This is a genomic window from Flintibacter hominis, from assembly GCF_014287965.1.
GTDB classification, from domain to species: Bacteria; Bacillota; Clostridia; order Oscillospirales; family Oscillospiraceae; genus Lawsonibacter; species Lawsonibacter aceti.
Genome location: NZ_JACOPO010000012.1, coordinates 37592 through 49723 on the forward strand (window position 1 = coordinate 37592; position 12132 = coordinate 49723).

12 protein-coding genes are annotated in these 12132 nt (G+C 50.3%); 10 read left to right on the top strand and 2 right to left on the bottom strand.

Annotated features, from left to right (window positions below):
• The first annotated feature begins 47 nt into the window (after positions 1 to 47).
• From pxpB to H8S11_RS12915, 3 genes are read left to right on the top strand one after another with little or no spacing between them, the layout of a single operon-like run.
• A complete protein-coding gene (gene pxpB / locus H8S11_RS12905) occupies positions 48 to 785 on the top strand; it encodes a 5-oxoprolinase subunit PxpB (RefSeq protein ID WP_147573403.1) in 738 nt (245 codons plus the stop codon).
• Entirely contained in the window at positions 782 to 1723 is a 942-nt protein-coding gene (locus H8S11_RS12910) for a 5-oxoprolinase subunit C family protein (RefSeq protein ID WP_147573402.1), read from the top strand. The genes pxpB and H8S11_RS12910 overlap by 4 nt, the downstream gene beginning before the upstream one ends.
• 55 nt (positions 1724 to 1778) lie before the next feature.
• Positions 1779 to 2594: a putative hydro-lyase gene (locus tag H8S11_RS12915; RefSeq protein ID WP_147573401.1), complete on the top strand. Its 816-nt coding sequence runs from the start codon at positions 1779 to 1781 to the stop codon at positions 2592 to 2594.
• Positions 2595 to 2897: 303 nt separating this feature from the next.
• Here the strand turns inward: H8S11_RS12915 and H8S11_RS12920 are convergent, their stop codons facing one another.
• Positions 2898 to 3545, bottom strand: a complete 648-nt coding sequence (locus H8S11_RS12920; RefSeq protein WP_186853407.1) for a GntR family transcriptional regulator — start codon at positions 3543 to 3545, stop codon at positions 2898 to 2900.
• 97 nt (positions 3546 to 3642) lie between these two features.
• Entirely contained in the window at positions 3643 to 5304 is a 1662-nt protein-coding gene (locus H8S11_RS12925; RefSeq protein ID WP_186853408.1) for a M20/M25/M40 family metallo-hydrolase, read from the bottom strand.
• Positions 5305 to 5962: 658 nt separating this feature from the next.
• Here H8S11_RS12925 and H8S11_RS12930 point away from each other — a divergent pair.
• The 7 genes from H8S11_RS12930 to H8S11_RS12960 form a co-directional block, all read left to right on the top strand.
• Entirely contained in the window at positions 5963 to 7024 is a 1062-nt protein-coding gene (locus H8S11_RS12930) for a TRAP transporter substrate-binding protein (RefSeq protein ID WP_147573398.1), read from the top strand.
• A 143-nt stretch (positions 7025 to 7167) separates the two neighbouring features.
• Complete coding sequence (locus tag H8S11_RS12935) at positions 7168 to 7665, top strand: TRAP transporter small permease (RefSeq protein WP_186853409.1); 498 nt, start codon at positions 7168 to 7170, stop codon at positions 7663 to 7665.
• A complete protein-coding gene (locus tag H8S11_RS12940) occupies positions 7662 to 8942 on the top strand; it encodes a TRAP transporter large permease (RefSeq protein WP_186853410.1) in 1281 nt (426 codons plus the stop codon). Before H8S11_RS12935 ends, H8S11_RS12940 begins: the two co-directional genes overlap by 4 nt.
• Positions 8943 to 9105: 163 nt before the next feature.
• The gene (locus tag H8S11_RS12945; RefSeq protein WP_186853411.1) at positions 9106 to 9597 is read left to right on the top strand and encodes a pyridoxamine 5'-phosphate oxidase family protein; all 492 of its coding nucleotides are present in this window, start codon (positions 9106 to 9108) and stop codon (positions 9595 to 9597) included.
• Between the two features lie 75 nt (positions 9598 to 9672).
• Complete coding sequence (locus tag H8S11_RS12950) at positions 9673 to 10959, top strand: nickel-dependent lactate racemase family protein (protein WP_147573394.1); 1287 nt, start codon at positions 9673 to 9675, stop codon at positions 10957 to 10959.
• Positions 10960 to 11014: 55 nt separating this feature from the next.
• On the top strand, positions 11015 to 11785 hold the full coding sequence (locus H8S11_RS14315; RefSeq protein WP_147573393.1) for a helix-turn-helix domain-containing protein: 771 nt from the start codon (positions 11015 to 11017) through the stop codon (positions 11783 to 11785).
• A gap of 132 nt (positions 11786 to 11917) precedes the next feature.
• Positions 11918 to 12132: aminotransferase class III-fold pyridoxal phosphate-dependent enzyme (locus H8S11_RS12960; RefSeq protein WP_207722000.1), on the top strand; the 215-nt coding region annotated here is incomplete at its 3' end.

The following is a 12132-nucleotide window of genomic DNA, read 5'->3' on the forward strand; positions in this document are numbered from 1 at the left end:
ACCTGCGTTATGCGGGCTTGCCGGACTGGAACAGAAAGGAGCCGTATATGGCTGAAGTGAAATTTCTCCTCTCCGGGGATACCTCTGTGACGGTGGAGTTCGGCAATGAGATTAGCCCGGCTATTAACGCTCAGATCCGCGCCTTTAACATTGCCCTGGAGGAGAGCAGGATTCCTGGCATTACCGAGACGGTTCCCACCTACCGCTCCCTCATGGTCCATTACGATCCTGGCATCATTCTCTATGATGACCTGGTGAAGGAACTCAAGGGGCTGATGGGCCAGCTTTCCAACATTCAGATTCCCCCCAGCGACGTGCTGGAGATTCCTGTCCTCTATGGCGGGGAAGCTGGGCCTGATCTGGAGTTTGTCGCAGAGCATAACAAAAAAACCCCGGAGGAGGTCATCAAAATTCATACCTCCACCGAATACCTCATCTATATGCTGGGCTTCACCCCAGGCTTTACCTACCTGGGCGGCATGAGCGAGGAGATCGCTGCCCCCCGCCTGAAGCAACCACGGGTGAAGATCCCCGCTGGGTCAGTGGGGATCGCGGGTTCTCAGACCGGCGTGTACCCCATCGACTCCCCAGGCGGCTGGCAGCTCATCGGTAAGACCCCGGTGCGTATGTACCAACCGGACCGGGCGGAGCCCATCCTCCCCAAGGCTGGTGAGTACATCAAATTCTATTCCATTACCCAGGCGGAGTTTGACGCCATCGCCGCCCAAGAGGCGGCGGGCACCTATGTGTGCAAGCGCCACCCCAGAAAGGAGGGGGGACAATGAGCATCATGGTATTGAACCCCGGCTTGTTAACTACGGTGCAGGACATGGGGCGCGTTGGCTATCAGCAGTTCGGCGTGCCCGTTTCCGGAGTCATGGACCCCCGAGCGGCGGCCGTCGCTAATATTTTGGTGGGAAACCCGGAGGATGAAGCGGTGCTGGAGTGCACTATGCTGGGCCCACAGCTGCGCTTTGACGCGGCCAACACCATCGCCATCACTGGCGGGGACCTGATGGCCGCTCTAGATGGACAGGTGGTACCAACCTATCGAGCGGTAACTGTCCAGGCAGGTCAGACACTCCGTTTTCAGGCCCCTAAGACAGGTTGCCGGGCCTACATCGCTTTTGCCGGAGGTTTGGACATTCCCGAGGTCATGGGCAGTCGCTCCACCTACTTGAAGGCCAAGATCGGAGGCCTAGGGGGGAGAAAGCTTCAAAAGGACGATGTAATAGGCTTCCGGGCCCCCGGCATCCCTAAGAACCTGTCCGAGCGGTATATCTACCCAGAGTTCATCCCACACCCCGTGTACACCCTGCGGGTAGTTATGGGACCTCAGGACGATGCGTTTACTGACTCAGGTATTGCCACATTTCTGAGGGAAACCTACTCGGTGACCAATGAGTTTGACCGTATGGGCTGCCGCTTGGACGGAATGCCCATCCAGCATGTTACCGATGGCAACATTATTTCTGATGGCATCGCCTTTGGAGCCATTCAGGTGCCCACGGAGGGGAAACCCATCATCATGATGGCTGACCGTCAGACCACTGGTGGCTATACCAAGATCGCGAACGTGATCTCCGCCGACTTCCGCCTCCTGAGCCAGATAAAGGCGGGGGACAAGGTGAAGTTTGAGAGAGTGTCCATTCAGACCGCGCAGGAGGCTCTCCTCAACCAACGCGCTGCCCTGCGCACCCTGCGCCGGTCCCTGGATATGTGATCAATGTGGCCCTGCCTCTGTCGGGTGGGGCCACAGGACAGAAAGGATGATAATTATGGCCTTTGACATTACCCCTTATATAGACAAGAAACCCTCTGAAGTCCGCCAGTTAATTCGTCAGGGTGTCATTGACTTTCCTACCGCCGGTATGTGCCGGGGCTACGCCCAGGCTAACTTGGTGATCCTACCTCCGGAGTACGCCGACGACTTTGAGGAGTACACGCGGAAAAACCCATTTCCCTGCCCGGTGCTGGAAATCATTCGAGGCACCCCAGAGACCCACGCCATGGGACAGGGCGGAAACATTGTCACCGACATCCCCCGTTACCGAGTGTATGAGAACGGGGTGTTTACCAAGGAGCTGACTGATGCCTCTGCATACTGGAAGGCTGGGTATGTGGGCTTCCTAATCGGGTGCTCCTTTTCCTTTGAGGAGGCGCTCATGGCCGCAGGCCTCCCCGTGCGTCATATTGAGCAGGGCTGCAATGTGCCTATGTACAAGACCAATATTCAGACTGTAAAGGCGGGACCGTTTGAAGGACCCATGGTGTGCTCCATGCGCCCTATGACCCCGGAACAGGCCAAAGTAGCCTACGACATTACAGTAAAAATGCCGAATGTTCACGGTGCTCCGGTCCAGATCGGTGATCCTGAGAAGGTAGGCGTTAAGGATGTGATGAAGCCAGACTACGGCGATCCTGTCGAAATTCGGGAGGGAGAAATACCGGTATTTTGGCCCTGCGGAGTCACTCCTCAAGCTGCAGTAGAGAACGCGAAGCCACCCGTTGTCATTACACATGCCCCTGGGCATATGTTTATTACCGATATCCTCAACACAGAGCTAAACGATTATCTGGAAAAAAACAAGTGAAGCTGAGTATAAGGCATGATTGCCTCAAATAATTTGGAGAAAGAGCTGCCTGTGATTTGGAATATCAGGCAGCGCAAATAACCTGCATCGGCAGTACATAACAGAGCATTGAATTACTTCAATGGACCTGTGACAAACGCCTTTGTGGAGGCTCTGAATCATATCACGCAATTTTCTTTCAGTCTGAAGAATATGAATTTGAAGTGTTATAAGAGAACGAGAGCAGCAATCTGATATGGATTGCTGCTCTCGTTTCATATTCCGGAACGATATCTTAAAGCTTACCTCTTAATTGAATAATATTTATTCTAACTTCTTTCGCTCCGTCCGGTCGATGTACCTCTTCTCAATTTGCCGCAAATGGTTATCCATTGCCTGATAGGCGTGATCATATTCTTTTCGTTCCAGGGCGTCCACAATGGCGGTGTGCTCAACTACAGCCGGTTTATAGGAGGAAAGCAGTGTGGTACTGAGTATCAGACAGCGGGTGCTGTGTGTGTTAAGCCGTTCCACCACATCGCAAAGGAAGCGATTTCCGGTCGCCTCTGCCAGCGCGGTATGGAAGACATAGTCCTGCTGAATATAGTACATATAGTCATCGGCATCGGCCATCTTGCAATTTTGCTGTTCCTCAATACTATTGCGCAATTTGCGAATCAGCATGGGGGTGACTCGTCCCCTCAGCTCGTTTATAGTCAGAAGCTCCATTGGCCGGCGAATAACATTAATGCTTGCCGCGTCCTCCTCCGTTAGACGGGAGACTGTCACACTTTTTCCGCGCACTTCAGCCAATCCGTCGTCTACCAGTCGGTGAAGTGCAACCCGAACGGTAGTGCGGCTGATTGACAGTTCCGCGCAAAGTTTTTCCTCTGTCAATACATCATCAGGAGCCAGCTCATTGTAGACAATGGCGTTTCTCAGTACATGATATGCCTTGTCTGACAGTTTCATATTTTTCTTCAGGGGTTCCAGCATGAAATACTCGCTCCTTAAACTTAGTATCCAAAAACGCACTGGGGATCAGAATATTACCGACAAGGCGGTGGTATCATTTTTCGTTAAGATATTTCTCCAAGACGCGCAGCATAATAATGGGTAATTTGCCGAAGGAATACTCCTTATGGACTCGCTCTGTCCACTTATGGGCGTCCTTGCCGTGACAGCCGAAGTTGAAGGCGGGGATATTCAGCCGCTTAATTTGGTCCAGGGGCACGTCATAGTGGCCCTTCATGTCAGGGAAGTTGTCCACCAGAGTCTTGATAGAGGTGTCGGTGTCATCCAGCTTCAGATAGCTGCTGTCAGTGAGCACTGGGAAGAACTGCATCATCTTCAGCTCCTCGCCCATCTCCTGGCCCAACTGATTCAGCAGATCGACTACGCTGTCTAACAACGCGCCTTCCTCCGGAATTTCGCGCTTCAGTGTATTTCGGGGGCAGTAGGGCGGTGCCAGGAACAAAATGACTGTGGGTGTATTAATACTCAAAATATTATTTGCCAGATATTCTACAATCTTCAGACACAGCTCGCGGCGGTCCAGGTTTTCCTCAAGCGATTGTTTGGTGATTGCACGGATATCCTCGTCCACATCAGGCTTGAGGGCCTTGGCCTTCTCATACAGCTCACTGTATTCCATGACCTTCAGTTGGTACTCACGCTTGTAGTAGTCGGCACCGGTCATCTTGCAGTAGACCTTATTCTGCTCATCTGTGTAGGTATCCACAGTGTTCAGGGCATCCTCGGCCACCTTGCGCAGGCGGGCAAAAATCTCATCCATCTCCATATTATGGATGAAGTAGTTGAAGTACACAAAAGCGGAGAAGGCGGTCTGCACGTCGTAGGAAGGCTTCAGGTCCCTCATCTTCAGCACCGTGGGGGGCATAGCGAACTCGCCGTTGTAAACGTCGCTGAACTCGGCACGCATATCTATGTTCCGGGTGATCTCAGCGGCTACCATAGAGGCGCTAAACCCCTCAAAGCCCTGACCGGAATGGGTGGGCTTACCAATGATGTAGAAGCAAGGCAGAATTTTTCCCACCGCTCCGGCATGGAAGTAGTGGGCGGTATCGCCGGGGAAGGCGGGGGAGATGAAGTCGGTGTTCATGGCCATCTTGTAGGTTAAGCCATACTTGGCCTTCAGCTCCTCCAGCACATTTAGAGACTCAATAATTCCGGTATGCTGGTTTTCTTCCACAGGATTGGTCATGAAGATCAAATTTCCATCAAACTGATTCAGGTGTTCTGTAAAATACCGCATCAGCACCATATTGACCGCATCGCCCGATTTCATATCAGAAGAACCGCGACCAAACATCCATTCTCCAGACTCAATATCCGCCAGGACCTCTGGGTCGCTAGTAATGGACTTGATCTTCTCTGGCAGAGCGTCGCAGTCAAAGGCGTACTCCTTGATGGAGCCGTAGTCATCGATACCCACAGTATCGTGGTGGCCGTGGAGGATGATAGTCTCGTTGCTGTTACTACGGGAACCAAAAGCGATGGCGACCACGTTGATGCGGTCATAAGGGTCGTCCTTTAGGGGCTGGGTGATGACTTGATCCGGATGTGCCTTAAAGTAGGGGAGCTCACGAATCCAGGCGGCCATATAATCAGCCACCGCACGCTCCCCACCATCGGAGTTATTCATGCTGGGAATGGAAACCAGCTTTTTTGTGAGGGCCAGTGCCTCATCATAGAAAGGATAATTTTGCATGGCGGGTATGCCTCCTTTGTCCCAGAAAGATGGGACGAATATAATAGAAACATTACCCTGATGTCTTTGTTTGAGAGTTGGCCATTTGTACTTTGTATACAGAACATAAATATTATAGTTGAAAGAAAGTTGAATGTCAACCCAAATATCACGATTATGATAAATAGCAAGAAAATACGAATATCTTTTTGTTGATATAATACAAATGATTTTTGCCAGTCTGTTGCCATTAATCGCTGTACACTATAAACAAAAATCTTGGATAATTTTTTCAGAAATAGTAAAATATTTTTTGATATCTTTTTATCTCTTGACAGATAAATGTCGTTTGTGCTATTGTCTTTTTGAACTTCCCTGATATTTTTGGCTATATTCTACATGTTTGTATACAGAACACTATATTACAGAACACTACATAATTACCTTTTGAAAAGAGTATATTTTCTAATACCTTGGCATCCTCATGAAGCCGCAGAATTGTGGCATAGTCAGACCAATTCTGATATGTTTCCTGTCATCGTACTTTCTGTGGGAGAATCCAGTCCAATGTAAACAGGCCGTCCAAATCTGCTCCTTCCTTGGGTTTATGGGCCGGAAGCTTCCCCAGAGTGTATATCAACCAAAACCGATCTAAATGTAATGAGGAGGATGAACAAAAATGAAGAGAAAGACCATTTCCATGCTTCTAGCCTGTGCCATGATGCTGAGTCTGGCTGCATGCGGCAACACCCAAAAACCCAGCACATCCAGCGCTTCCAACGCTGGCGGAACGAGCGGCACCACTTCTGATCCTGAATTTACTTTGATTGTCGGTTCTACCATTCAGGACGACTCTGCCTCCGGTATCGCCCTGATAGAGTATTTTAAGCCTTATGTTGAGGAGAACTCCAACGGCCGTATCCGGGTAGATGTACAGAACAATTCGGTTTTGGGTGGCGACCGTGAGCTGTTTGAAGCCCTGCAGCTGAATACAGTGCAATGCTCTTTTGGACCCATGTCTACTTTAGCCAACTTTGAGCCCAACTATGCTGTGTGTGACTTGCCCTTCCTTTTCAGCAGCAAGGAAGATGCCTATGAGCAGTTAGACGGTGAGTTTGGCGCCAAACTGGCCGAGAACCTCCCCAATGTCGGTATGCGTTTGCTGGCCTACGGCGAAAACGCTTTCCGCAACATCTCCAATAAAGTCCGCCCCATAACTTCCCTGGCGGATATGAAGAATATGAAGATTCGTGTTATGGAGTCCCCTGTTAATATTGCTACTTACGACGCACTAGGAGTTTCTCCTACTCCCATGGCTTTCTCCGAGTTGTACACCGGTCTGTCCCAGGGCGTTGTTGAAGGGCAGGACAACGGCGTAGTGCTGACCTACACTGCTAAACTGTATGAGGTTCAGCCCTACTATACATACACCGGCCACATCTATGCTGCCAACGCTATGGTTTTCTCCGAGGCGTTTTGGCAGAGCCTGCCCGCTGACTTGCAGAAGGTCGTAGAGGATGGGTCAAAGTACGCGATGGAGAATCAGCGCCGTTTGAACACGGAGATGGAAGAGGAACTGGAAGCCACTATGGCCGAGGCTGGGGTGGAATTTATCCATCCCGACGCCGCAATGGTTGAAGAGATGCGTGAGGCGACCAAGTCTGTTTGGGAACTAGAGGACATCAAGAATATGATTGATCCTGAGATCTACGAGATGGCGGTTCAGATTCGAGATAATTAAAGAAATATATTATCGCAAATTACTTGAGTAATGTCTCCTGTTGCGGGCGGGGATGCCGGCAGGCATCCCCGCCCACTTTGCCAATTAACAGAACTCGGTAAAGGCATTTCCTTGTCTACGACGTTATTATGGGGGCTCAATACATGAAAACCTTGGTTAAAATTTGGGATCATTTAGAGGAATATATTTTGGTCCCTTCTTTGATGCTTAGCACCGCCCTGATTTTCTATCAGGTTGTGATGCGTTTCCTATTTAAAGACGCGCCATCCTGGTCTGAAGAGGCTGTGCGCTATCTCTATGTGTGGCAGACTTGGCTGGGTGTGAGTTATGCTGCCCGCAACGGCACTCATCTCCGCATCACCATGATAAAGGATCGCCTCTCCCCTAAAGGACAGAAAATCCTTGAATTGTTTGTTACTGCCATCTGGATCGGCTTCGCTGTCTTTGTCTTTATTCAAGGCATGGCCGCAGTCCAGACGATTGCCGCTTTTGGGCAGAAATCTACTGCCCTGCGTATTCCCATGCAGATTTGTTACGCCTCCATTCCTGTCGGAATGGTGCTCATGAGCATACGTCTGATCGAAACAACAATTAAGAGTCTTATCGGCAAAAAAACTGTGGAAGGAGGGGCCGCTGAATGAACATTCTGCTTCTGTTTGGCGTGTTTTTTGTGCTGATCATGCTGAGTGTGCCAATCGGCGTCGCTCTGGGCGTGGCCACATCGCTGACCATCTGCCTGACCAGCAACATTGGCCCTGTGATGGTGGCCCAGAAAGCGTTTACTGGTCTGGACTCCTTTACGCTGATCGCCATTCCCTTCTTCATGTTGGCGGGCAATTTGATGGCTCTGGGCGGTATCGCCAGACGTATCGTCAATCTTGCCGACGCCGCGGTGGGTAAGTTTACCGGTGGCTTGGGCATGGCTACCGTCATCGGCTGTATGTTTTTTGCGGCCATCTCTGGCTCCGGCCCTGCTACTGTGACCGCCATGGGCTCCATCATGCTGCCAGAGATGGAAAAGCGGGGCTATGACCGGGCTTTTTCCACTGGTTTGACTGCCACAGCTGGTACGATTGGCGTCATCATCCCCCCGTCTATCCCCTTTGTGATCTACGGCGTTGCTTCCGGCACCTCTGTGGGTGATATGTTCAAGGCGGGCTTTATTCCAGGCATTCTGATTGGCATTGGCCTGATGATTGTCTGTTGGGTTATTTCTAAAAAGCGCGGTTATAAGGGAATTGAGCGTACCAAGAACGATGAGAGTTTCCTGAAGGTCTTTTTGGACTCCCTGCCCGCACTGATGGCCCCCGTCATTATTCTGGGAGGCATCTATGGTGGTATTTTTACCCCGACAGAGGCCGCGGTGGTTGCCACTGTTTATTCTCTGTTCGTAGGGAAATTTGTTTACCATGAGCTGACTTGGAAGATTGTATACGAATCTTACCGCAGCACCGCCGATATGAACGGCTTCACAGGGTTGGCGCTAGGGTTCTCCATGTCCTTCGCGGCCTATTTGACCATGGAACAGATCCCGGCCAAGGTAGCCAATGTGGTCCTCAGCGCGGTCTCCTCCAAGATCGCCATTATTGCTCTGATCATCGTCATTCTGCTGGTGGTGGGATGTTTTGTAGACAATATTTCCTCCTGCCTGATCCTGACCCCTGTGTTCCTGCCCATGGTTAAGGCGGTGGGAATGGACCCTGTCCACTTCGGCATTATGATGACTGTAGCGCTGGCCATCGGTTTTGTAACACCTCCCTACGGTGTGAATCTGTTTGTGGCCTCCGCTGTTGCAAAGCTGAAGATAGAGGAGGTCTCTAAGGCCGCTATCCCATTCTTGGCCGCCATGTTTGTCTGCCTGCTGCTCATTGCCTACATCGAACCCATCTCGATGGCTCTAGTCTGGCTGCTATCCTAAAACCTGTTTGATGTGTGCTCCTGCGCATGTATGATTGGTGGAAACAAAGCTGTTGGATTGCCCTGCGCTTTCCTCCGGCTTTGTTTCCATCCAATCTGGGCAAAAGATATTCCACGCGGTTTTGTGACACTGTGACATATTTCTGTTTTGAGGAGGAGCTGTTATGTATCCAATGCGTAGAAGCGATCGGGAACAGGGGGAAGAATTTGCCCTGTCCTTGATTGACCACTGCTCTCATGGCGTAATGTCTATTCATACCAGCGAGGCATTTCCCTATTGTCTGCCCCTCTCCTTTGTTCGAAATGGCAACTGCCTCTACTTCCACTGCGCCAAGGCGGGAGGGAGAAAGCTGGACCTGCTGCACGCCAACCCCAATGTGTGCATTACTTTCGTAGGGGGGGACGAGCCGGAATTTGTCGCGCCCAACACATATACCACCTATTTTCAGTCTGCCATCGTTACTGGCACCGCCGTTGAGGTCACGGACCAAGAGGAAATGATTGAAGCTCTGCGTTTGCTGTGTGAAAAGTTAATGCCTGAGCATATGTCTGGCTTCAGCCACGCCATACAGTCTACCCTCGCCGCCACCTCTGTCTGGCGCGTTGATATTGCGGAGGCCAGGGGCAAGCAAAAAAAGAGACCAGCGAACTGTTGACAAGTATTCCTGAACCTTTGGTCGACAGCTTTCACAGTTCATATTTGAATTTTACCGTTATTGGGGACGCTTCTTATGAACGATGACAGATGTATTGCGTTGCGCTGCGGAAACAAGAGCTATACTGTCCGCATCCCGGACGGTATTCGATTTCAATATGCCCGACTAAATCAGACAGAAAAAGTAACTGATTACGGCGGACTGATTCGGGATGCGCTGGACCACCCTATCGGCGCGCCTCGGATCGAAAACCTGCTTCGACCTGGCCAAAGGGTTTGTATCATCAGTGATGACAATACCCGCGTGACACCTGTCCGAACCATACTCCAGGAACTCCTGCCCCGCATTGAAGGGGCTGGGATCCTTCGACGTGATATTTTTATTGTCATTGCGCTGGGCAGCCACCGGCCCATGACACAAGAGGAAATTGCAGCCAAATTCGGACAGGATATTGTGGACCGCTACCAAATTCTCAACAGCGAATTTGAGAATCCCGATATGCTCACCCAGGTTGGCACTAGCGAATTAGGCACGCCGATCCGGGTATATAAGCCAGCTATGGAGGCAGATATACGTATCGGCATTGGAAATGTGGTGCCGCACGGCTGTATGGGCTGGTCAGGCGGCGCGAAGATCCTCTATCCTGGTATTACTTCTGCCGATATTGTCTCTGAGTTCCATGTCATGCAGGGACTTCGGGATGAAGTGCTTCTAGGCATGGTGGAATGTCCTGTTCGTCTGGCAGTGGAGGAGTGGACCAAAAATATAGGCTTACACTACATTATCAACACCGTGTTGGACGAGAATATGAATCTGTATCGCGCAGTAGCAGGGCATTATATCCATGCCCACCGGAAGGCGGTATCCTATGCCCAGGCTGTGTGCGGTGTATCTTTGAAGCAACGGCCTGATGTGGTGCTGGCCTCTGCTTACCCCATCGACATCGATTTCTGGCAGTGTGGAAAAGCGGCCTATGGTCCTACTCGTGTGATCGCAAAGGGGGGCGAGTTCCTTCTTTTGGCCGCCTGTACCGAAGGAGTAGGACCCCATCCCCAGATACTGGATTATATGGCATTGGAAAACGGAACAGAGGTTCTCTCCCACCGCATTGCTTCCCAAAATACTGGAGAGGATCTGCTTACTATGGCGGTAGGTGTGAGTATGGGCCGAGTAGTTCGACATTCAAACGTCACGCTGGTGACTGACGGCCTGCTGCCAGAAGATTGCCGGCGTGGGCAAATGTCCCATTGTTCTCCAGCCAATTTACAGCAGGCCCTGCAACAGGCGCTAGAAAGATTTGAAGATCCTTTCCTCCTTATAATTGGAGAAGGCGGCGAAGTGATTCCTCTTTTAGAAGATTAACCTATACCCTTTATGGGCGTTTATGTAGCCTGAACATCACCTGGGGGGTACATATGTGAATTTCAAGACATTTTATATCAACCGCCATCAGATTGGCTATCAGGAAGTCCTGCTGGATGATCCGGTCTTTGAAAAGGCATATCTGCTGGAAAATCCTAAAAAAATTGATATTATTGCCATTCCTGACGGCTGTGTCGATTTGCAATTCACATGGGAGAGCAATGTCTGCCGTGGATATGTATGTGGGAGCTTTCTCCAGGGAAAAAAATCCCTCATCAGTTCCTGCTGCCGTTGTTTTGGCCTGAAGTTGCAGCCGGGTATCCATTTTAAGTTTTTGAAACAGGATGTTGCCTCTCTGGTGGGCAATCGCATCCCGCTCTCTGAATTTCTTGATACCGGTTCCTTTGAGCAGGAATTGGGGGAGATGCCTGACTTCCTCAGTATGGTTGAGGCTACACGCCGGTTCTTCTACAGACAGCAGACCGTTCCAATCCATATAATCGCCAACTGCGTAGCCAAATTGATTGTTAATTCCCCTGGCACCTTGAAGGTATCAGACATGACAAGTACCTTGGGATATAGTCAACGTTATATCAGCAACATTTTTAAATGCCATTTTGGCCTCTCGCTCAAAAAATACTCTGATATCATTCGAGCCCAAACTGCCATCACTTATTTAGAGTATACCGATATAATGGATGTCATTGTTGATCTTGGCTACTACGACCAGCCTCACTTTATCCATGACTTCAAACAATATACTTCTATGACCCCAAGTTCTTTTTTGAATCAGGTATGCCGCAGCAAGGTTGGCTTGGTCGTCTAGGGACTGGATGATATGTCCACTTTTTACAATCTTTCTTTTTCCTCAGATGATACAATGTGGCCAAGTTAATGAAGCATGTTTAAAGAAATTTCTTAAGACCCAAACAATAATGAATAGAAAGGATTGACGTTTATGACTCAGCATGAGAGAAGCAAGGTACTCCTGCCTCCAATGGCGATGCACGCGGAGACAACGCCCTGTGTTGTAAGGGGAGAAGGCTGTTATCTATATACGGAGGATGGCCGGAAGATTCTGGATATGGCATCCGGTATTGCCACGAACGCCCTCGGCCACTGCCACCCCAAGGTGATCGCTGCCGCTGAGAAGCAGCTGCATACTCTGATCCA